The sequence below is a fragment of the Polaribacter marinivivus genome, from assembly GCF_042651285.1.
In the GTDB taxonomy this organism is placed as follows: Bacteria; Bacteroidota; Bacteroidia; order Flavobacteriales; family Flavobacteriaceae; genus Polaribacter; species Polaribacter marinivivus.
Genome location: NZ_JBHSCY010000001.1, coordinates 336,478 through 359,199, shown reverse-complemented (window position 1 = coordinate 359,199; position 22,722 = coordinate 336,478). Strand labels below are relative to the sequence as shown.

The 22,722-nt window shown below is 28.8% G+C and carries 19 protein-coding genes; 7 read left to right on the top strand and 12 right to left on the bottom strand.

The features are described from left to right. Nucleotides 1–118 precede the first annotated feature (118 nt). The 4 genes from tig to dnaG all read left to right on the top strand — a co-directional run bounded on the left by tig (nt 119) and on the right by dnaG (nt 5,560). Complete coding sequence (tig, locus tag ACFOWD_RS01655) at nt 119–1,441, top strand: trigger factor (RefSeq protein ID WP_377407572.1); 1,323 nt, start codon at nt 119–121, stop codon at nt 1,439–1,441. A 132-nt stretch (nt 1,442–1,573) separates the two neighbouring features. Beyond that, nucleotides 1,574–2,233 carry an ATP-dependent Clp endopeptidase proteolytic subunit ClpP gene (clpP, locus tag ACFOWD_RS01650; RefSeq protein ID WP_377407570.1) on the top strand — a complete coding sequence of 220 codons (660 nt, stop codon included), beginning with the start codon at nt 1,574–1,576 and terminating at the stop codon, nt 2,231–2,233. Between the two features lie 48 nt (nt 2,234–2,281). Further along, nucleotides 2,282–3,517, top strand: a complete 1,236-nt coding sequence (gene clpX / locus ACFOWD_RS01645; RefSeq protein WP_298989423.1) for an ATP-dependent Clp protease ATP-binding subunit ClpX — start codon at nt 2,282–2,284, stop codon at nt 3,515–3,517. Nucleotides 3,518–3,604: 87 nt separating this feature from the next. Beyond that, nucleotides 3,605–5,560, top strand: a complete 1,956-nt coding sequence (dnaG, locus tag ACFOWD_RS01640; protein ID WP_377407568.1) for a DNA primase — start codon at nt 3,605–3,607, stop codon at nt 5,558–5,560. A 180-nt stretch (nt 5,561–5,740) separates the two neighbouring features. On the opposite strand, the gene nadE is transcribed toward dnaG, so the two are convergent. Beyond that, nucleotides 5,741–6,529, bottom strand: coding sequence for an NAD(+) synthase (gene nadE, locus ACFOWD_RS01635; RefSeq protein ID WP_377407566.1), 789 nt, complete (start codon nt 6,527–6,529; stop codon nt 5,741–5,743). 58 nt (nt 6,530–6,587) lie between these two features. On the opposite strand from nadE, the gene gldB reads away from it, so the two are divergent. Both gldB and gldC read left to right on the top strand, forming a co-directional pair. Beyond that, the gene (gene gldB / locus ACFOWD_RS01630) at nt 6,588–7,547 is read left to right on the top strand and encodes a gliding motility lipoprotein GldB (RefSeq protein ID WP_377407564.1); all 960 of its coding nucleotides are present in this window, start codon (nt 6,588–6,590) and stop codon (nt 7,545–7,547) included. After that, nucleotides 7,547–7,882, top strand: coding sequence for a gliding motility protein GldC (gene gldC, locus ACFOWD_RS01625; RefSeq protein WP_298989409.1), 336 nt, complete (start codon nt 7,547–7,549; stop codon nt 7,880–7,882). Before gldB ends, gldC begins: the two co-directional genes overlap by 1 nt. Nucleotides 7,883–7,885: 3 nt before the next feature. On the opposite strand, the gene folK is transcribed toward gldC, so the two are convergent. The 6 genes from folK to tamL all read right to left on the bottom strand — a co-directional run bounded on the left by folK (nt 7,886) and on the right by tamL (nt 16,644). Continuing rightward, nucleotides 7,886–9,010, bottom strand: a complete 1,125-nt coding sequence (gene folK / locus ACFOWD_RS01620) for a 2-amino-4-hydroxy-6-hydroxymethyldihydropteridine diphosphokinase (RefSeq protein WP_377407562.1) — start codon at nt 9,008–9,010, stop codon at nt 7,886–7,888. A gap of 86 nt (nt 9,011–9,096) precedes the next feature. Then, nucleotides 9,097–11,346, bottom strand: a complete 2,250-nt coding sequence (locus tag ACFOWD_RS01615) for a polyribonucleotide nucleotidyltransferase (protein ID WP_377407560.1) — start codon at nt 11,344–11,346, stop codon at nt 9,097–9,099. A 225-nt stretch (nt 11,347–11,571) separates the two neighbouring features. Further along, the gene (gene rpsO, locus ACFOWD_RS01610) at nt 11,572–11,841 is read right to left on the bottom strand and encodes a 30S ribosomal protein S15 (protein WP_298989403.1); all 270 of its coding nucleotides are present in this window, start codon (nt 11,839–11,841) and stop codon (nt 11,572–11,574) included. Between the two features lie 126 nt (nt 11,842–11,967). Continuing rightward, entirely contained in the window at nt 11,968–12,840 is an 873-nt protein-coding gene (gene accD / locus ACFOWD_RS01605; RefSeq protein WP_298989401.1) for an acetyl-CoA carboxylase, carboxyltransferase subunit beta, read from the bottom strand. A gap of 147 nt (nt 12,841–12,987) precedes the next feature. Continuing rightward, nucleotides 12,988–14,055, bottom strand: coding sequence for a class II fructose-bisphosphate aldolase (gene fbaA / locus ACFOWD_RS01600; protein ID WP_298989399.1), 1,068 nt, complete (start codon nt 14,053–14,055; stop codon nt 12,988–12,990). A gap of 108 nt (nt 14,056–14,163) precedes the next feature. Next, entirely contained in the window at nt 14,164–16,644 is a 2,481-nt protein-coding gene (tamL, locus tag ACFOWD_RS01595; RefSeq protein ID WP_377407556.1) for a translocation and assembly module lipoprotein TamL, read from the bottom strand. A gap of 69 nt (nt 16,645–16,713) precedes the next feature. Between tamL and ACFOWD_RS01590 the strand changes: the two genes are divergently transcribed. Further along, nucleotides 16,714–17,436: a TrmH family RNA methyltransferase gene (locus ACFOWD_RS01590; RefSeq protein ID WP_377407554.1), complete on the top strand. Its 723-nt coding sequence runs from the start codon at nt 16,714–16,716 to the stop codon at nt 17,434–17,436. Between the two features lie 346 nt (nt 17,437–17,782). On the opposite strand, the gene porT is transcribed toward ACFOWD_RS01590, so the two are convergent. From porT to ACFOWD_RS01565, 5 genes are all read right to left on the bottom strand, one after another. Next, nucleotides 17,783–18,481, bottom strand: coding sequence for a type IX secretion/gliding motility protein PorT/SprT (gene porT, locus ACFOWD_RS01585; RefSeq protein WP_377407552.1), 699 nt, complete (start codon nt 18,479–18,481; stop codon nt 17,783–17,785). Continuing rightward, nucleotides 18,482–19,213, bottom strand: coding sequence for a bifunctional demethylmenaquinone methyltransferase/2-methoxy-6-polyprenyl-1,4-benzoquinol methylase UbiE (gene ubiE / locus ACFOWD_RS01580; RefSeq protein WP_377407550.1), 732 nt, complete (start codon nt 19,211–19,213; stop codon nt 18,482–18,484). Nucleotides 19,214–19,217: 4 nt separating this feature from the next. Next, the gene (locus ACFOWD_RS01575) at nt 19,218–20,126 is read right to left on the bottom strand and encodes a NifU family protein (RefSeq protein WP_377407548.1); all 909 of its coding nucleotides are present in this window, start codon (nt 20,124–20,126) and stop codon (nt 19,218–19,220) included. 104 nt (nt 20,127–20,230) lie between these two features. Beyond that, on the bottom strand, nt 20,231–21,610 hold the full coding sequence (locus ACFOWD_RS01570) for an OmpP1/FadL family transporter (RefSeq protein WP_377407546.1): 1,380 nt from the start codon (nt 21,608–21,610) through the stop codon (nt 20,231–20,233). A 15-nt stretch (nt 21,611–21,625) separates the two neighbouring features. Continuing rightward, nucleotides 21,626–22,699, bottom strand: coding sequence for a hypothetical protein (locus tag ACFOWD_RS01565; RefSeq protein ID WP_377407544.1), 1,074 nt, complete (start codon nt 22,697–22,699; stop codon nt 21,626–21,628). Nucleotides 22,700–22,722 lie beyond the last annotated feature (23 nt).

Sequence of the window (22,722 nt, the reverse complement as noted above, 5' to 3'; positions counted from 1 at the left end):
TGATAAGCTAAAAAAAATAAAAAATAAAGATACTGAAATTGAAGTATTTAAAGCTTTGTGGGGTTAATAAAATTGATTAATTTTGCACTCAATTTTTTTAGAAATAAGATTACATCAAATGAATATTACAAAAGAAAACGTAGATGCACTAAATGCAGTTGTAAAAGTTGATATCGTTACAGAAGATTATCAAGAAAAAGTAACAGAAGTATTAAACGATTACAGAAAAAAAGCAAATATACCTGGTTTTAGAAAAGGGCATGTGCCAATGGGGATGGTTAAAAAACAGTATGGTAAATCTGTAATGATAGATGAAGTTAACAAACTTTTACAAGATTCTTTAAACAAATTTATCACTGAAGAAAAGTTAGATATTCTTGGTAATCCATTACCTAGAATTCAAGATGACTTTAATTGGGATGCAGATACTTTTAGTTTTGAATTTGAGTTAGGGTTAGCTCCAGAATTCGAAGTAAACTTAAATCCTAAGAAAAAAATTACTCAGTATAATGTTGTTGCAACAGATGATTTAATTGATGAAGAAGTTAAGAATATTCAGACTCGTTATGGAAAAATGAGTTCATTAGAAGAAGCAACTGAACACTCTAATATAACTGGAACTTTTGTAAACGAAGAAAAAGAAATCAATAAAAAGTCTACTTTCTTAGTAAATGATTTAAAAGGAAAGAAAAACGAAAAAAAATTAATTGGTGCTAAAGTTGGAGATGTTATAGAGTTAGATACCAAAAAATTATTCGAAGACGATCATAAATTACAGCATGTTTTAGGTGTATCTCATGATGATGCTCACGATTTAGATGTAAAAGTGACGCTTACAATTGAGGATATTACCAAAACTGAACCTGCAGATTTAGATCAAGATTTATTTGATAAATTATTTCCAGATGGTTCTGTAAAAACTGTAACAGAATTAAGAGAAAAAATAAAAGAAGATGCAGAAAAGCAATTTCAACAACAAGCAGATCAACAATTATTAAATGCAGTACAAGAGTATTTAATAGAAAATACAAAATTCGATTTACCAGCTGAGTTTTTACAAAAGTGGTTACAAACTGCAGGTGAAAAAGAGTTGACAAAAGAAGAGGCTTCAGAAGAATATGCAAAGTCTGAAAAAGGTTTACGCTATCAATTAATTGAAGGTAAAATCATGAAAGACAATGATATTAAAATTGATTATGCAGAATTAGTTGAATATGCTAAAGGTTTTATTAGAACTCAAATGGCTCAATTTGGAAATATGAATCCAGAAGAAAAAGAGTTAAATGATATTGCTGGTAGAATTTTACAAAATCAAGAAGAAGCTCAAAAATTACAATCACAATTAATAAGTCAGAAATTAATGACTTTCTTCAAAGAAAATATGTCTTTTAAAACTAAAGAAGTTTCTTACGAAGATTTTATTAAAGAAGTCTATAAATAAAAGACAACTATTAAAAACTAGATAAAGCTTGAATAACCTTACTATTCAAGCTTTTTGTTTTTAAAAAGTCTAACAAAATATTAAGAGAATAGTTCTTATCTTTACATAATAATAATTTAAAGAATATAGAGAATGGATTTTGGAAAAGAATTCGAGAAATATGCTACTAAACATCATGGTATTAATAGTACTTATTATAATAAAATAACAAGTAGTTTAACACCATATATCATGGAAGAGCGTCAAATGAATATCACCCAAATGGATGTTTTTTCACGTTTAATGATGGATAGAATTATCTTTTTAGGTACAGGAATTAATGATCAAATTGCAAATATTATTCAAGCACAACTATTGTTCTTAGAAAGTGTAGATGCAAATAAAGATATCTCAATTTATATCAACTCTCCAGGAGGTGGCGTTTATGCTGGTTTAGGAATTTATGATACTATGCAATTTATAAAGCCAGATGTTGCTACAATTTGTACAGGTATGGCTGCTTCAATGGGTGCTGTGTTAATGTGTGCAGGACAAAAAGGAAAACGTTCTGCTTTACCACATTCAAGAATTATGATTCACCAACCACTAGGTGGTGCACAAGGTCAAGCTTCAGATATAGAAATTACAGCAAGAGAAATCTTAAAGTTAAAAGATGAATTATATGCTATTATAGCAAATCATTCAGGTCAAACTATAGAAAAGGTTCATAATGATTCTGATAGAGATTATTGGATGAAAGCCAATGAAGCTAAAGAATATGGTATGATTGATGAAGTTTTAGAAAGAAAATAATTATTTAGCAATTAGCGCTAAACGTAAAAAAGCTAAAAGCCAAAGAAAATGTCAAAAGAAGAGAACTTAGAATGTTCATTTTGTGGTAGAAAAAAAGCAGAAACAGATTTATTAATTGCTGGTATGGATGCTCATATATGTGATAAGTGTATAGAGCAAGCACATGGCATTGTTGAAGAGGAAATTTCTGAAGCAAAAACATCTAGTTTATCTAAAGATCTTGTACTTAAGAAACCAAAAGAAATCAAAGAGTTTTTAGATCAATATATTATTGGTCAAAACGAAACTAAAAAAGCAATGTCTGTTGCTGTTTACAATCATTATAAAAGATTGTTGCAAACAAAAGACAATGATGATGTAGAAATAGAAAAAAGTAACATTGTTTTAGTTGGTGAAACTGGTACAGGAAAGACTTTAGTTGCAAGAACAATTGCAAGGATGTTAAATGTTCCTTTTTCAATTGTAGATGCAACAGTTCTAACTCAGGCTGGTTATGTAGGTGAAGATGTAGAAAGTATTTTAAGTAGATTACTGCAAGCAGCAGATTATAAAGTAGAAAAAGCAGAAAGAGGTATTGTTTTTATTGATGAAATTGATAAAATAGCAAGAAAAGGAGATAATCCTTCTATTACTAGAGATGTTTCTGGAGAAGGTGTACAACAAGCATTATTAAAATTACTAGAAGGTGCAGTTGTTAATGTAGCTCCAAAAGGAGGTAGAAAACATCCAGAACAAAAATTTATAGAAGTAAATACAAAAGATATTTTGTTCATTGCTGGTGGTGCGTTTTCAGGAATTGATAAAATCATAAGCAAACGTTTAAATATGCAAGCAGTTGGTTTTGGTGCTTCATTAGAAGAAGATACAATAGATCATAACAATTTATTGCAATATATTACTCCTTTAGACTTAAAACAATTTGGTTTAATTCCAGAAATAATTGGTCGTTTACCAGTGTTAAGTTACATGAATCCTTTAGATGCAAAAACATTAAGAGCTATATTAACAGAGCCAAAAAACTCTATTATCAAACAATATGCTAAGCTTTTTGTTATGGATGATGTGGAGTTTACTATTGAAGAAGATGCATTAAATTACATTGTTGATAAAGCAGTAGAATATAAGTTAGGGGCAAGAGGATTACGTTCTCTTTGCGAAGCTATTTTTACAGATGCTATGTTTGATTTACCAAGTTCTGATGAAAAAGAATTTAATGTAACAAAGGAATATGCAGAAGCTAAATTAACTAACTCGACTTTAAAAAAGTTAAGAGCAGCTTCTTAAAACAAAAATAAATTCGATTTAAGACCTCACAGATTTTTATACCTGTGAGGTCTTATTATATTTGTAATACAATAAGTAGAAAAATAAATGATTACCAGAAGTACTATAGAGCGAGTTTTTGAATCTGCGAGAGTAGAGGAAGTAATTGGTGAATTTGTACAATTAAAAAAAGCAGGTAGTAACTTTAAGGGGTTAAGTCCTTTTACAGATGAAAAAACACCTTCTTTCATGGTATCACCAGTTAAACAAATATGGAAAGATTTTTCTACTGGTAAAGGAGGTAATGCTATTTCCTTTTTAATGGAACATGAGCATTATACCTACCCAGAAGCTATAAAATGGTTAGCTAACAAATACAATATTGAAATAGAGGAAACTGAGCAAACTAATGAAGAAAAAGCTCAGATGAATGAAAGAGAAAGTATGTTTTTGGTCTCTAATTTTGCTAAAGATTACTTTCATAATTTAATGCTAAACACCAATCAAGGTAAAGCTATTGGTCTAAGTTATTTTAAAGAAAGAGGTTTTAGAGAAGAAACGATTAAAAAGTTTGATTTAGGATATTGTTTAGATGAATGGGATAACTTTACAAAAGCTGCTTTAGAAAAAGGGTATGATTTAAAATATTTAGAGTCTACTGGTTTAACTATTGTAAAAGAAAATAAACAATTTGATCGTTTTAAAGGCAGGGTAATGTTTCCAATTCATTCCATGTCTGGGCGAATTTTAGGTTTTGGAGGTCGTATTTTAACAAATGATAAAAAAGCAGCAAAGTATTTAAACTCGCCTGAAAGTGATATTTATCATAAGAGTAAAATCTTATATGGAATTTATCAAGCCAAAAAAGAAATTGCTAGACAAGATAATTGTTACTTAGTAGAAGGTTATACAGATGTGATTTCTTTTCATCAATCTGGTATTGAGAATGTTGTAGCTTCTTCAGGTACAGCTTTAACTGCTGAGCAAATTAGGTTAGTGAATAGGCTAACTAAGAATATAACTGTTTTATTTGATGGTGATGCAGCAGGAATTAGAGCTTCGATTCGTGGAATTGATTTAATTCTAGAACAAGGAATGAATGTAAAAGTAGTTCAATTCCCTGATGGAGAAGATCCAGATAGTTTTGCAAAAAGTCATTCAGATTCAGAATTGGCAAAATATTTAGAAGATTCTGCCCAAGATTTTATCAATTTTAAAGTATCACTTTTAATAAAAGATGCAAAAAATGATCCTGTAAAAAAAGCTGGATTAATCAGAGATATTGTAAGTAGTATTTCAAAAATTCCAGATTCAATTCAAAGAGAAGTTTACATACAAGAATGTGCTAGAATCATGGAGATTTCTGAGCAGGTTTTATTTAATGAAATGGCTCAACTGCTCTCAAAATCTGGCTCATCAAATACAAAGAAAAATTTTGAAAAAAGACAAAATTTAGAAGTTGTTAAAAAGCAAAATATTCAATTAAAAGAAATTAATCAACTTTCAATTCTTGAAAGAGAAATTATTAGAATTCTATTACTTTATGGAAATGAAGAAGTTGATTTTGAGGAAGAAATTAAAAATGTAGATGAAGAAGGGAAAGAAACAATAACTATAAAAAAGTATACCAGCAAAGTGTCTGAAGAGATTTACTTGCACTTACAAGATGATGAAATTGAATTTTCAAATCCTATTTTCCAAGAGCTTTATATAGAAATTATTGACCAACTTAATCAATTAGAAAAAATAGATGTAACTCAATTATTAAACCATTCAAATCCAGAAATCCCAAATATTGTAACTTCTATTTTAATGGATCAAGAGAATCCAAACAGGCAATTAAGCAACTGGGAAAAACAAAATATTTTTGTAAAAGATGCAGTAGAAGTTTTATCTAAAGCAGTAAATGACGTTGTTTTTAATTTACGTAGAATTTTAATTGATCATTTAGTGAAAAATGAAATGACTAAGGAAAAAGAATATAGCAATGAAGAAAAAGAATTAATTATGAACTACAATGCACTAAGAATTCGACTCTTTGAAAAACTTAATAGGGTTGTATAGTAAAGTATTATAATTATTTAAATTGTTTTTTTATATATTTATGTAAAATAAGCTATGATGAAAAAAACCCTAGAAATTATTAAAATAATACCTGCTTTATTTTTTTTGCCTTTTGAGATTACAAAGGGATCAAGAAAAAGAAGTTTGAAAAAAATAAAAAAAAGACTTTCTCTATTCCAATTACTTTAAATTATCAGGTATTTCACAAACAGGAATAGGTATCATTTTATGTTGATTTATTGTATTTAAACGAATATATATTTTATATACTTCTTTTTCTCTACCAGTAAAATCATCAGCTGTTTTTTCTAGATCTTGCATTTTCATAGCCCATTCTAATTCATCATAAGAAGCACCAATTTGATCTTCATCAGTTCTATTATCTCCCCATAAACCATCAGTAGGAGCTGCATCTATAATTTCTTTATTTACTCCAAAATATTTTGCAATTTCATATACTTCAGACTTCATTAAATCTGCAATTGGACTAATATCTACACCTCCATCACCATATTTTGTATAAAAACCAACACCAAAATCTTCAACCTTATTTCCTGTACCAGCTACTAAATACCCATTTAAAGCAGCAAAATAATAAAGTGTGGTCATTCTTAACCGAGCTCTAGTATTAGCTAAAGACATAAATCTACTTTCTTCGTTTTCAACTTTTGGTAAAGCATCAATTAAACTATCAAAAACAGGGGTTAAATTAACTTCGGTTTTTGATACATTTTCAAAGTTTTCTTGTAACCATTTTATATGATTTTCTGCTCTAGATACCTGTTTTTGTGATTGATGAATAGGCATTTCTAAGCATAAAAGTGGTAACCCTGTTTTTGCACATAAAGTAGATGTTAATGCAGAATCAATTCCTCCAGAAACTCCAATTACAAATCCTTTTATTTTAGCATTTGTTGCATAATCTTTTAACCAATTAATGATGTATTCTGCTACTTTTTCAGTGTTCATTGATAACTATTTTAGTATTTTTATCGTTCTTAAATTGAGTTACTAAGATACAAAGATTATGAGATTTTTTTTTATAGGATTAATGGTTTTATGCTTGTTTTTTTCTTGTTCTGATAAAAATGAGACTAAAATTGATGTCTCAGAAATTAAAGTTGATTTTTCTATAAAAAGATATGATGTAGACTTTTACAATGCAAATGCAAAAACGTTGATAAATGTTAAGCAAAAATATCCATATTTATTTCCAAATGAATTTACAGATAGTTTAGCTTTAGCTAAAATAAATAACAAAGATGAACAAGAATTATTTGCTGAAACACAAAAAATATATGATGATTTACTTCCTCTAAAAAATCAACTCAATTCACTTTTTAAGCATATAAAATATTACAATTCAAAATTTAAAGAGCCAGATGTTGTAACTCTTTTAAGTAACATAGATTATGAAAGTAGAGTAATTTATGCTGATAGTTTATTACTTATATCTTTAGACGTTTATTTAGGTAAACAACATCGTTTTTATGCAGATTATCCAAAATATATTAAACAAAATAACACAAAAGAACATCTTATTGTAGATGTTGCTAATGCAATTATTGATCAGCAAGTTCATCCTTTTAATAAAAGAAGATTTATAGATAAAATGATTTTTGAGGGTAAAAAAATGTATCTGTTAGATTTGTATTTACCAACTATTTCTGATCAAGAAAAAATAGGTTATTCTACTGATAAGTTTAATTGGGCAAAAGCAAATGAGCAGCAAATTTGGATGTATTTTATTGATAGAAAAATCTTATTTAGTACAGATTCAAAACTTAATGCTCGATTTTTAGAAAATGCACCTTTTTCTAAATTTTATATGGAGCAAGATAACTTATCTCCAGGTAAAATAGGAGTATGGTTAGGATGCCAAATTGTTCGTTCTTTTATGGAAAAGAATGATGTATCTTTGCAAGAATTATTGAAAATGAATGAAGATGAAATTTTCAAAAAATCGAACTACAAACCTAAAAAGTAATGGCAGTTAAACATAATTCTGAAGTAAAATTTAATATTGGTTTAGACGAAAATAAAATACCAGAAGAAATCTCTTGGTCAGCAGAAGATGGTGGAGTTACCAATGAATATTCTAAGGCAGTAATGATATCTGTTTGGGATCATAAGAAGAAAGATACTTTACGCATGGATTTATGGACAAAAGATATGCCTGTAGATGAAATGAAACAGTTTTATCATCAAACATTAGTTTCTATGGCAGATACTTTTGAAAGAGCAACAGATGATAACAAAATGAGTGCTACAATGCGTGATTTTTGTGATTACTTTGCAGAAAAATTAGAACTTAAAAAGTAACAATTACCCTTTTTTGATTTGATTGATGATGTTTGAATAATCTTCTGTGTTTTTTACAAAATCAAGTTCTGAAACATCAATAATTAAAGTGTTTAAATCTTGTTGGGTACTTATAAAATTTTTGTAGCCATCATGTATTTTTTGGAGATAGCCAGCTTCTATATTTTGCTCATAATCTCTACCCCTTTTTTTAATGTTTTGTAAAAGCCTATCTGTATTTTGATACAAATACACATATAAATCTGGCTTGGTAATTTCATTATACATTAAATCAAACATTCTTCTGTACAAAGCATATTCATCTTTCTGAAGTGTAATTTGAGCAAAAATTAAAGATTTAAAAATATAATAATCAGAAACAATAAAGTTTTTAAACAAATCTAATTGTGCTAAATCATCTGATAATTGCTGATATCTATCAGCTAAAAAACTCATTTCTAAAGGAAATGCAAAACGTTCTTTGTCTTCGTAAAACTTTGGTAAAAATGGATTATCTGCAAAACGTTCTAAAATTATTTTAGCATTAAATTCGTCTGACATCATTTTTGCTAAAGATGTTTTTCCAGCTCCAATATTACCTTCTATAGCTATGTAATTGTACTTTTCTGATATTGGTATTGGACGAATTAATTTTTCATCAGTCAATAAAATTTCTGAAGTGTCTTCACAATTTTTAATACAAGTAGATAGTTTTTGTTTTTCTATAGGATGAATTACAGTTGCTGCAATTTCTACTAATGGTACTAAAACAAACTTACGTTCTAACATTTTAGCATGAGGTACTGTAAGTGTTTTAGAAAAAATAATTTCATCATCAAATAATAAAATATCTATGTCAATATTTCTATCTGAATATCCTTTTTTATCATTTCTTTTTCGACCCAGATTACTTTCTATATCTAAAAGAATTTTCATTAATTTTTCTGGTGGATGATAGGTAGAAATTTTTAAGCAAATGTTATAAAAGTCATTACTATCAAAACCCCAAGAAGCTGTTTTATAAACAGAAGAAATATTTAGAATAGCACCTATTTTTTCAGCAATCATATCAATTGCATTTTGTAGGTTTTCTAGCTTATTTCCTTGATTTGTACCTAAAGATAAATATGTAATTCTTTGAATTTTCATTAAGATTCACAAAGAAACTAAAAACATAAAAAAAATCGTCAATATTCATTGACGATTTTTTGAAACTTATTAAGAATTAGAAAAGATTAATCTTCTTTTCTTGGTTCTCTTGGTTTTCTGTCATCACGTCTATTGTCGCGATTTCTATTGTCTCTATTTCCTCTATTATTGTCTCGACCACGATTGTTGTTATCTCTCTTAGGTCTTTCTTGCCAGCCTTCTGGTTTAGGTAAAATAGCTTTTCTAGAAACTTTTTCTTTACGTGTTCTAGGATCTATACCAAAGTATTTTACATCTAAAATATCACCTAAATTTACAACATCAGAAACATTATCTGTACGTTCCCAAGCTAATTCGCTTACGTGTAATAAAACTTCATTTCCAGGAGCTTCAGTATATTCTACAACAGCACCAAAGTCTAACATTTTAATTACTTTAACTTCGTAAACACTACCAACTTCTGGCTTAAACAACATAGATTCTATCTTAGCTATAACAGCATCCATTCCTTCTGGTTTTGTTCCTAGAATTTCAATAATACCTTCTTCAGTTTCTGGGTCTTCTGTAATTACAATAGTAGTTTCTGTTTCTTTTTGTAATTCCTGAATATGTTTACCTCCAGGACCAATAAATGCACCAATCATATCATTAGGGATACGTCTTGTAATCATTTTTGGAGCGTGAGCTTTTACAGTAGCATTTGGTTTTTCAATAGTATCTGTTAATTTAGATAAAATATGTAAACGTCCATCTCTAGCTTGTTTTAATGCATTTACTAAAATCTCGTAACTTAATCCTTTGATTTTAATATCCATTTGACATGCTGTAATACCATCAGCAGTACCAGTTACTTTAAAGTCCATATCACCTAAGTGATCTTCGTCACCTAAAATGTCAGATAAAACTGCATAGTTGTCTCCATCAGAGATTAATCCCATTGCAATACCAGAAACAGGTTTTTTTAATTGAACACCTGCATCCATTAATGCCATTGTTCCAGAACAAACAGTTGCCATAGAAGAAGAACCATTAGATTCTAAAACTTCACTTACAACTCTTACTGTATATGGGCAATCAGCAGGAATCATGCCTTTTAATGCTCTTTGAGCTAAGTTTCCATGACCAACTTCACGTCTAGAAGTTCCTCTTAAAGGACGAGCTTCACCTGTTGAAAAAGGAGGGAAGTTGTAGTGTAAATAGAATGTTTCTTCACCTTCAAAAGATGGCATATCTATTTGATTAGCTTCTCTTGAAGTACCTAAGGTAACAGTAGCTAAAGCTTGTGTTTCTCCTCTTGTAAAGATAGATGAACCATGGGTTGATGGTAAATAATCTACCTCACACCAAATTGGTCTGATGTCTGTAGTTTTTCTTCCATCTAAACGTAAACCTTCTTTTAGAGTTAAATCACGAATTGCAGTTTTTTGAGCTTTTGCAACATATTTATGAATTAACTTCCCTAATTCAGCTTGCTCTTCTTCAGAAAAAGAATTGAAAACCTCTTCTTTAATTTCACTAAAAGCTACACCTCTTTCATGCTTAGCAGAACCTGCTTTTGCAATAGCATATGTTTTATCATACACCATATCTTTAATTTTAGCAGCTAAGTCTTCGTCTTCTACTTCTGGCTCGTATTCACGAGTTTCTTTTTTGCCAAATGCTTCAGCTAAAGCAACTTGTGCAGCACATTGTACTTTTATAGCTTCATGAGCAAATTTAATTGCATCAGCCATTTCTTCTTCAGAACACTCGTCCATTTCACCTTCTACCATCATAACAGAATCTGCAGAAGCACCAACCATCATATCAATATCAGCTTCACCTAATTGAGCTCTTGTTGGGTTAATCACAAACTCACCATTTACTCTTGCAACTCTAACTTCTGAAATTGGAGTTTCAAATGGAATGTCTGACAACTGAATAGCAGCAGAAGCAGCTAAACCAGCCATTGCATCTGGCATAACATCATCATCATGAGACATCATCTGAATCATAACCTGAGTTTCTGCATGATAATCTTTTGGAAATAATGGTCGTAAAACACGGTCTACTAAACGCATTGTTAATACTTCACCATCACTTGGTCTTGCTTCTCTTTTAAAGAAACCTCCAGGATAACGTCCTGCAGCAGCAAATTTTTCTCTATAATCTACAGTTAAAGGTAAAAAATCTACATCTGCTTGATGATAGTTTGATACAACTGTACATAATAACATACACTTACCTGATTGAACAACAACTGAACCATGAGCTTGTTTTGCAAGCTTACCAGTTTCTAATGAAATGGTTCTTCCATCTCCAAGGTCTATGACCTCTCTAAATACTTTTGGAATCATAAAATTTTTAAATTCTAATTTTTAATTAATTTGTTGTTGTGTTGTAGTTGTTGGATGTTTTTTTCCAATGGAAATTCAAAAGGGTTGTTACTTCTTTTGATTTTTCTTACTTAAAAGTTTGTTACTCTTTTAAGATGTATGCTTCTATTTTGAGTTTAAAAGCGAAACTTTGAGAAGATATAAAACAAAAAAGAGGCGCATATAGAGCCTCTTTTTATTTTGAAATTATTTTCTAATTCCTAATTCTTTAATGATTGCACGATATCTTGTGATATCTGTTTTCTTTAAGTAATCTAATAAACTTCTACGTTTACCAACCATTCTTACTAGAGAACGCTCTGTATTAAAATCTTTACGATTTCTTTTTAAGTGCTCTGTTAAGTGGTTGATTCTGTGCGTAAATAACGCAATTTGACCTTCTGAATTACCAGTATCGTTTTTACCTTTACCGTGTTTTTCGAAGATTCCTTCTTTTACTTCTTTTGTTAAGTACATGCCAATATTATTTAAATGATTTTTATGTATTGCCTAGCTTTTTGCTTTGCAGCTGCAAATATAGATTATTTTTTTAATAAATAAGTGGTAAATCCTTTCTTTTTAGAAAGTTACATTTTCTTAATATTAAGAAACAATTTCTTCTTTTCTTATTGGAAGATTCTGAATTAAATCGATATATAAATTTACTTGCTTTTTTAATTCTTTACGTTCGTAAATTGCATCTAAGAAACCATGTTCTAATACAAACTCAGAACGTTGAAAACCTTCTGGTAATTCTTTACCAGTAGTATCTTTTACAACTCTTGGTCCTGCAAAAGCTATTAAAGCATTTGGTTCTGCAATATTTATATCACCCAACATTGCATAAGATGCAGTTGTACCTCCAGTAGTAGGATCTGTACATAAAGATATGTATGGGATTTTAGCTTCTGCTAATTGTGCTAATTTTGCTGATGTTTTTACTAATTGCATTAAAGAAAGAGAAGCTTCCATCATTCTTGCACCACCTGATTTAGAAATCATTAAAAAAGGAATTTTATGCTCTATAGAATAATTTATAGCTCTTGCTATTTTTTCTCCTACAACAGAACCCATAGAACCACCAATAAATGCAAAATCCATTGCAGCAATAACTAAATCTCTACCTAAAGATTTACCTACTGCAGTTCTTACAGCATCTTTTAATTTGGTTTTATCTTGAGCAGCCTTTACTCTATCTGTGTATTTTTTTGTGTCTTCGAATTTTAATGGATCTTTTGAAGTTAAATTTTTATCTAATTCTTCAAATTTATTGTCATCAAAAAATAATTCGAAATATTCTTTACTACCAATTCTTACATGATAACCATCTTCTGGACTTACATATAAATTTTTCTTAAGTTCTTCTGTGTCAATAATTTTACCACTTGGTGTTTTATACCACAAGCCTTTTGGAGTGTCTTTTTTTTCTTCTGTTGGAGTCTGTATACCTTTATCTGTTCTCTTAAACCAAGCCATAAACTTTTATTTAGTTTTTAGTATAAAATAGTCTACAAATATAATAGTTTTTATAAACTATAGATGTTTCTTTAACACGATTATTAATAATAAAAAAAACATCCTAATATACTTAGGATGTTTTTTTTATTGTATTTGAAATATGTTTTATAAAGTATCTACATTATTCAAGTCTGCAAATGCTTGCTTTAATCTTGTTTTAAATGTCTCTTCACCTAAACGTAACCATTTTCTTGGATCGTAATATTTTTTGTTAGGTTGGTCAGCTCCTTCTGGGTTTCCAATTTGAGTAGCTAAATAATCAGCTTTACCTTGCATGTAATCACGAATACCTTCTGTAAAAGCAAACTGTAAATCTGTATCAATGTTCATTTTTATAACACCATACCCAATTGCTTCTCTAATTTCTTCTACAGTAGAACCAGAACCACCATGAAAAACAAAATCGATATGATTTTCTTCAACACCAAATTTCTTAGTTACAAACTCTTGAGAATTCTTTAAAATTTTAGGAGTTAATTTTACATTACCTGGTTTATAAACACCATGTACGTTTCCAAAAGCAGCAGCAATTGTAAATTGTGGTGAAACTTTCATTAACTCTTCGTAAGCATAAGCAACCTCTTCTGGTTGTGTATATAATTTAGAAGCATCTACATCAGAATTATCAACTCCATCTTCTTCACCACCAGTTATTCCTAATTCAATTTCTAAAGTCATACCCATTTTGCTCATTCTAGCTAAGTATTCTTTACAAATTTCCATGTTTTCTTCTAAAGGCTCTTCAGATAAATCTATCATATGAGAACTATATAATGGTTTACCTGTTTCTGCAAAATGCTTTTCAGATGCATCTAATAAACCATCTATCCAAGGCAATAATTTCTTTGCACAATGATCTGTATGTAAAATTACAGGAACACCATAAGCTTCTGCTAATTCGTTTACATGTTTTGCACCTGCAATACCACCAGCAATTGCAGCTTTTTGGTTTTCGTTAGATAAACCTTTACCAGCATTAAATTGTGCACCTCCATTAGAAAATTGAATAATTACAGGAGAGTTTAATTCTTTTGCAGTTTCTAAAACCGCATTTATTGTGTTAGAACCTACTACATTAACCGCTGGTAAAGCAAAACCTTTTTCTTTTGCATAGTTAAAAATTTCTTGAACTTCTTTTCCAGTTGCTACACCAGGTTTAATATTATGACCCATGATAAGTTGATTTATTTATAAATTAATACTTCAAAAATAATGAAAAATAGTAAGTTACTTTTCTTTAAATAGTATAAAATAACGAAAACGTTATATTTTTTAGACTGTTTAAAATGGGTAGTTAATACCTATATTATAAACTGCATTAGAGAAATTATAGTTTTTGAACCATTTATTTCCAGACAAATAGGGTTCGTAAGTTTTAAAGCCTACATCAAAACGTAAGATTAAAAAATTAAAATCTAGCCTTGCACCAAAACCAGAACCAATTGCAATATCTTTTAATGATGATAATCCTGTAAATCGAGTGCCATCTTCTGCGAAGCTAGAATCAGAAATATCCCAAATATTTCCAGCATCTATAAACAATGCACCTTTAAGTCTACTAAACATATCAAACCTATATTCTGCACTAGTTAAAAATTTAAAACTACCGACATTAAATTCTAATCCTGTGTTGCTTCTTCCTGGACCTAGTTCATAAGTTTGCCAAGCTCTAATATCATTAGAACCTCCTGCAAAATAACTTTTTACAAATGGAATGTCAGAATTATCGTAAGTAATAATTGCTCCTAAAAAAGTTCTAATTGCAAATACTGAGTTGTTTCTTAATCCCCAAAACTTCTTGTATTCTATATCAGTTTTAAAATACTGAGCTAATGGTATTCCTAAAAAAGTTTTTTTATTGTTACTATTAGTGTTTTTAGATAATATACCCATGATATTACCAGAATTTGCAATTCTAAATCTGAAAAAAGAAAAGTCAGAATCTTTAAAATCTAATTGATTGTTATATGTGAAAGAATAAGCAATTGTAGGAATGATAAAATCTGAAGTAATAATATTATATCTATTTAAAATATTCGCATTATTGCTAAATTCATCTGGATTTGAAGTTTGAAAACCACTGTCTTGAAATACAGTATTCATAAAAGAAACTGCTTCATCAGGTAAAGCTAACACTCTGTTAGGGTCATTATAATATACCTTTGCTATATCATTTAAGTTTTGATATTCTGAATTGTAAATGCTAAAAAAACTATCAACATTTAAATTTTTAATGTATTGTGTGTTTAGCACTTCTAATTGAATAGTTCTTTTAGAATTGTATTGCCATTTAAAATCTGTTAAGAAAGAGAAAGTTTGTCTATCTAAACCAATATTTTTTTGAAAACTTGTTCCTAAAGAAATTATAGTTCTAGGAGACATTCTTTTTGGTACCAATCTACTTAATCCAAAAGGTACTACAAATCTAGGTATTTCTAACGAAGCATCTGCACCTATTTCCCAACCAGGGCCATTATTAGAGTTAAACCAGGTGCCTAAAAAAGACATTTTAAATAACTCAGCACCTCTAAATGTGTTTCTGTTTGATAATGAAAATTTACCAGAGACACCAATATTTCTAATATTAGAATGTGTAAGTTCTGTTTCGAAACCAATAGTGTATTTTTCTAAAGGAGATAAAAATACATCCATCCTAAGTTGATCTTCAGTACCAGAAATTGTACTAAAGTTTATATTGGTAGACTTAAAGTTTTTTAAAGATTTTAAGTGACTTCTGGTTAAGTTTCTTAAAGTATCTTTATAAATCATGTTTGGTCCTAAAAAAATAGACTGTGATAAATACTTAGGATTATATTTTATTTTATCATGTGCAAAAAAATTGATGCCTTTATACTTTATAGTATCACTTATTGGATCTCCTTTTTTTGCAAAAGTATAATCTGTATATACATTAACTTCATTTATAGTATGAACTCTGTAAGGTTTTTCTACATATTTTCCATTCTCTTCTTTTAAACGATTCGAAGAAATTAAAAAATCTACATTGGTTTTATAATCGGTTCTTGTAGAATCTACATAAAAGCCTAAAGCAGATTCAGAAAAGTGAACAATACCAGAGTTTCTGTAAAGTTTTACAATATTAGCTGCTTCTCTTCTAAACGTTTGATCTTTATACTGGTCACCAGAAATTAAAAAACTATTAATACCAGAATTCTTATAAATAGAATCTAAAACAGGTGAATCTATTTTAATATTTATAGTATCTAAAGTTGTAGGTTTTCCTTTATTAATAAAATAAGAAACTGCAGCTTTTTTACTAATAGAATCTCTTTTAATTTTATAATTAATTTTAGAATCAAAAAAGCCTTGGGTTTTATAATAAGCTGCTAAATTATTTGCGGTTCTATTAATTTTTGTAGGATTTATAATTTGAGGTTCTTGATAACTTAAAAACCATTTATTTAAGTTTATAAAAGAATTAGCATAAGCAATACTTTGTTTTTCAGAGAAAATCTTATTTACAAAATTGTAAGAATTTGGATTTTCTTTAGCCCATTCAGAAGGTGTTTTGGGTTTGTCATGATTTCCTATATTATGAAAATATAATCCAAAAGGAACACCTAAAAAGCGTGAGTTTGGTTTTTGTAAAACATATTTTTGCAGTTTTGGAGCAGCTGTTTTTGTACTATCAATAAAAAAGTAATTATCTGTTAACATAAAATCGCCATCTTTAACATGCTTAGTAGAATTACAAGCTGCAAGAATTAAGAAAATCAACAAATAAAAAGAAAGTTTTTTCATTACTTTAGCATTGCTAAGAATATCAAAAATAGTATTTTTCAACGTTATAATTGTATTTCAATTCGATTAATGAGTATCTCTAAAAATCAACTTAAATTAATAACAAGTTTATCAAAAAAAAAGTATAGACAAAAGCACAAATTATTTGTAGCAGAAGGTGTAAAAGTTGTAAATGAATTATTAAATTCTTCTTTTGAACTAGATCAATTATTTGCTACTGAAGATTTTGATACACAGCATAAAAATTATCAAATAATTTCTAATGAAGAATTAAGGAAAATTAGTAGTCTAAAAACACCAAATAAAGTACTTGGCATCTTTAAAATTCCTGCTGAAAAAGAAATTAGTAACAAAGGTTTAATATTAGTTTTAGACGATATTAATGATCCAGGAAATTTAGGAACAATTATTCGTTTGTGTGATTGGTTTGGTGTTACAACATTAGTGTGTTCTAATGAAACTGTAGATTGTTATAATCAAAAAGTTGTGCAATCTAGTATGGGTTCTTTAACTAGATTAGCTATAAAATATTTAAACTTAAAAGAATATTTATCTAATACAGAACTACCTACTTTTATAGCTGATATGGATGGGGAAAACGTTTACAAAAAAGAACTGCCTAAAGAAGCTGTTTTGATTATGGGTAATGAAGCAAATGGCGTTTCTGACGAAATTAAAAGCTTAATAAAACATAAAATATCTATCCCAAGATTTGGTAATCTACAAGAAACTGAAAGTTTAAATGTTGCAACTGCAACTGCTATTTTATTAAGTGAATTTAGAAGAAATTAAAGTTTATTTAATTTTTTCTTCAATTAAATCCTTATTAGTGTATAAGAATACAATTATTAATAAAAAATAAATTGGATTTACTTTGAAAATAAAAAAACTAAAAATTATATTTAAATAAGACACATCTAGAAAGTCAAATAAACCTGCTAAACAAGTTAAAACAAAAGAATATATATAGTATTTTTTGTTTTTTGCATATAAATATGTAGTTATTAAGAAAAGAACAAAAGCAATTGAGTTTTTTGTGCTAAAAATTACTTCCGTAAAAAGAGAAGCAAAAATTGTAATTAAAAATACTATCCAAATTAAAAATAATGGAATTAAGTTTTTATTTAGCAGACTATTTCTACTCAAAAGCAAAGTTTAAGAAAATTCCACGAGTACCCATAAAATTCACTGGTGCTGTCCATTGGCTATTTGGGTCATCATCGTATTTAATCTCATTATTCATGGCAAAAACTCCACGAATAGAAGGAGAAAATTTAAAGAAATTTAAGTAGATATCTATACCAATACCAACTTCGTACATAAAGTTATGTGTTTGCATTCTAAATTGTCCAGCAGAATTATCATCTTGATTTTTTTCGTTACTAGAAAAATTATAATCATAAGATACACCAGCTAATAAATAAGGTCTAATATTTTTATATCTATCTGTACTAAATTTTAAAACTAAGGGTACATGTAAAAAAGTAGAACTAACCTCTCTAACACTATCTCTTTGTGTTGCAATGTGGTTAAAATATATATTTTTAGAGTTAGTAATTAAACCAGGTTCTAAACGTAAATTTAAATTTTTATGAAGTCTTAAATCTGCAATTAAACCTACATTAAAACCAGAAGAAGGTTCTATAGTAATATTTGCATTTTGAATAGCACTATTTCTAAGGTTTAATTTAAAATCATTTTGATTTACCCCAAGATAAAAACCATAATGAATTTTTCTTTTATCGAATGTTGGTAAATTTTCTACACGTTCTCTTTGTGCAAAGATTGACGTACAAATACTAAAGAGTAGAAATACTAAAATTACTTTTTTTCTCATTTACTTTTTTGCTGTATAAATAGTAGCAGAACCAAAAGTTACAGGTTGATGTTCTGTATGAGTAAACCCATTTTTTTTCAAAATATTGTTGAAAGTTTCTCCAAATGGAAAAGAATTTGCAGATTCAGATAAATAAGAATAGGCAACTTTATCTTTAGAAAACAATTTTCCAATAGTAGGTAATACAAAATTAGTATATAATTTATACCCTTGTTTAAATGGAAATTTTGTAGGATTTGATGTTTCTAAAATAACTAACACTCCTGTTGGTTTTAATACCCTAGCAATTTCTTGAATACCTTTGTCTAAATTGGCAAAATTTCTTACTCCAAAAGAAACAGTAATAGCATCAAAGGTGTTGTCTTCGAAAGGCATATCTTCAGAATCGCCAACAATCATATCTATTTTTTCAGATAATTTAGCTTTGGCAATTTTTTGTTTACCAACCTCTAACATACCTGCAGAAATATCTAATCCAATTACTTTATCAGGATTTAAAGTTTCTGCCATCATTAGCGCTAAATCTCCAGTGCCAGTTGCAATATCTAGTATTTGCTTTGGATTATTTTCACCAACAATTTTTACAACTTTTTTACGCCATTTTACATCAATTCCTAAAGAGATTACTCTATTTAAACCATCGTAATTTTTAGAAATGGTATCAAACATTTGAGTAACTTGTTCTTTTTTACCAAGTTTAGAATCTTTGTAAGGCTTTACAGTTTTAGACATTTAATTATCCGTTTAAAGCTACCACTTCATTAATTTGATTTGGTAACATTTCTTTTAAAAGAGTTTCAATTCCGTTTTTTAATGTAGCAGTAGAAGATGGGCATCCACTACAAGCTCCTTGTAAAATAACACTTACAACTTTGTTGTTTTCATCATAAGAATTAAAGGCAATATTTCCTCCATCTCCAGCAACAGCAGGTTTTATGTATTCATCTAAAATGTCTGCAATTTGAGCTGAAATTCCCTCTAGTTTTACTTCAATTTTAGGAGCAGCTGATGTTTCTGAAGTTTCAGAAACTTTAGGTAATTCTTTTATAATGGTTTTACCCTCAACAAGATATTCGCGAATAAAAGACCTAACTTCTGCAAAAACTTCATTCCACTCTATCATATCATATTTGGTAACAGAAATATAATTATCAGAGATAAAAACTTCTTTTACAAACGGAAAATTAAAAATAGCTTGTGCTAAAGGAGATGATTTACTTGCTTCTTCTATGTTTTTATATTCAACATCAATTTCTGTTAGCTTCTTATTGGTGCCAAATTTCATTACTGCAGGATTTGGAGTAACCTCTGCATAAACTTCTATGGCTTCTTTTTTTTGTGTTGATGTCTCTTCGTTTACAATTTTATTACCATCAGCAATATAAGCTTCTATTTGTTCTTTAACTTCTTCTTGAACATCTATCCACTCAACAATATCAAATCTTTGTATTGCAATAAAATTTGCTGTAATAAATACCTTTTTAACAAATGGTAAATAAAATAATTGCTGTGCTAATGGTGAATTTTTTGCCTCGTCAATATTTGAAAATTCATAGCTACCACCATTAATTAATATCTTGTTACTATTAAACTTTAAAATAGTATTGTTTGTAGTTTCTTGTATTGTAATGTTTACCTCTTGCATAATCTTTAAACTAAGTTGCAAAATTACGGTAAAAAAAATGATTACAATAAAAAAGACTTTGTATGTTTTCTATACAAAGTCTTAAAATTTATGTGTTTATACAATTATAGGTTTATTGTAACTGTACCTGTAAATACTTTATTGTTTTGTGATAACTCTGCTGCATTAACATTAAATCCTGAATAAAAATTATAAGCAGAAGTTCTGTTATTGTCTGTAAATGAGAAATCTAATCTAAAATTTCCAAAATTGTAACCACCACCTAAAGAATATCCTTCTAAATTATCTGAATCTAAGGCTTGTTTACTTGGGTTTTGTTCAAACCTATAACCACCTCTTAGACTAAATCTATTAAATCTCCACTCTGTACCAACATTAAAGTTGTGGGTGTTTCTGTAATTATCTTGAAAAGATTGATTTTCTTGATTAAAATTACCTCTTGATAAGCGCATATTTTGAAAATTTCTATTTGAATAATCTACACTAAAAAGTCCAAATTTTCCAACAATTAATGCAGCACTGGCTGTTAATTTACTTGGTGTTCTTAATCTAAAATCAAAGATTTGTGAAGGAAAACCATTAACTGTGTTGTCATAAATAACATTGTCATTACTTACGTAAATTTCTGTATCACCATTAAAACCATCATTATCTAAAATGTTATTCTCATCAATTACTTCTGTAAACCATGTTGGTGTTTGGTATGATAAACCAAATCTAAAATTTTTATGTAATTTATAAATAAAACCAAGGTTAGCAGAAAAACCAGTACCTGTAATAAAACTTTCTTGATACAAGAATGCATCTAATTCATTACCATTTGTATCACTATTAAATTCACTTAGTGTAGATTGTTGACTAAAATTTAAATCATAAAAATTAATAGCTACACCTAAATGAAGTTTATTTTGATGTACAGCAGACAAACCAATATTTAACTCTGTAAGATCACCTCTATAGTTATTAAAAAAACGTTGCTCATCTGCAATATTATATTCTAATGCTGGCGTATTTGTATCTAAAGGAAAGTTTGTAAAAGTAGCTACACCACTATTTCCTTGTGCAGAAAAACTATCATTAAAATCCTTGGTCATTCTATAATTAAAACCAAGTGCAAACTTTGTCCATTCATTTGAATAATTAGTATCAAAAACTAAAGCAGCACCAGCTTGAGAAATATTAATAAATTCGTCTTGTGTACCTAAAGTGTTCCCATAATAAGTGGTATTTATTGTTGAATTTCTAGAATTAAATGTTCCAGAAAAAACACTATTATTAAATACTGATAAACCAGCTGGATTTATATTAATAGATGAAATATCTCCACCTAAAGCTCCGAATGCACCTCCCATAGCTGTAAATCTTGCAGTACCATTATTATCATTTTGAGAAAATAAAATTCCTAAATCTTCATAACCCAAGGCTTGACTAAAAGACAAGGAGGTTACTGCGAAAAATATCGCTGTTGTAATAATTTTTTTCATTTTTTTTGGATTTTTTTAATTACCTCTTTTAGATCTACTAGAACTTCTGCTTGATCCTCTGCTAGAATTTCTGCTGCTTGAGCTTCTACTTGAAGAACTTCTTGTACTTGTTGCTCTAGATGTTGATGATCTTCTAGAAGGAGTAAAACCTCTTGAACTACTTCCTCTTGATGAAGATCTATTAATAGTTCTATTATTACCTCTAGAAGAACTACCTCTTCTAATTGTAGATGAACCCCTTCTTTGAGAACTTCTTCTAATTGTTGAAGAATTTCTTCTATTAGTAGACGTACTTCTTCGAATATTTGAAGAGCTTCTTCTCGAGTAATTTGAATTTGTATTCCTTCTTACTCTTGTGTTAGAATTAAACGAGTTATTTCTTCTACTTGTTACACTATATCTTCCATTTGATGTTGTTCTTCTGCCAAATCTATTATTGGTAACCCTTGCTCCATATCTTTGGTTTCTATAATACCTATTATTCCAACCCCAATTATTCCAATAAGGACTTCCTCCCCAAAAAGCTCCACCCCAAGCCCAATTATTTCGATAAGGATTCCAATATGGATTATAAGCCCAAAATCTATTACCTCCCCAAAAACGATTTCTCCAAAAAGGTCCACCACCCCAAAAAGGATCATTCCAGCCCCAATAGTTCCAATTGTTAAATGCCCAAGGATTATTCCATCCCCATCCAAAACCATTACCACCCCAAAAAGGATCAACTAAATTAACATTAACAACTACATCATTGTTTTCATATCCCCAAGGACTATTTTCATTATAAAATTCATCATCATTAACATTATCTCCTCCAGAGTTGTAAGAATCAACATCAACAAATATTTCATTGTCATCAATAGTGTTTAGTCTATCTAACTCTTTAGTAAAATAATTATCTTCATATTCTTGATATTCCTTTTTTTCTAAAACAACTACTGGTCTTTCTTTTTTAGTAAATGTTGTATCATCATAAATACCATCATTATTAGAAACATTTTGATAAGATCCACAAGAAACCAACAAAATAGAAGCTATTAATAAGATTAAAAAATTGTAAATTTTCGAAGATTTATAATGTAATTTCATAATGATATTATTTTATATGGCAC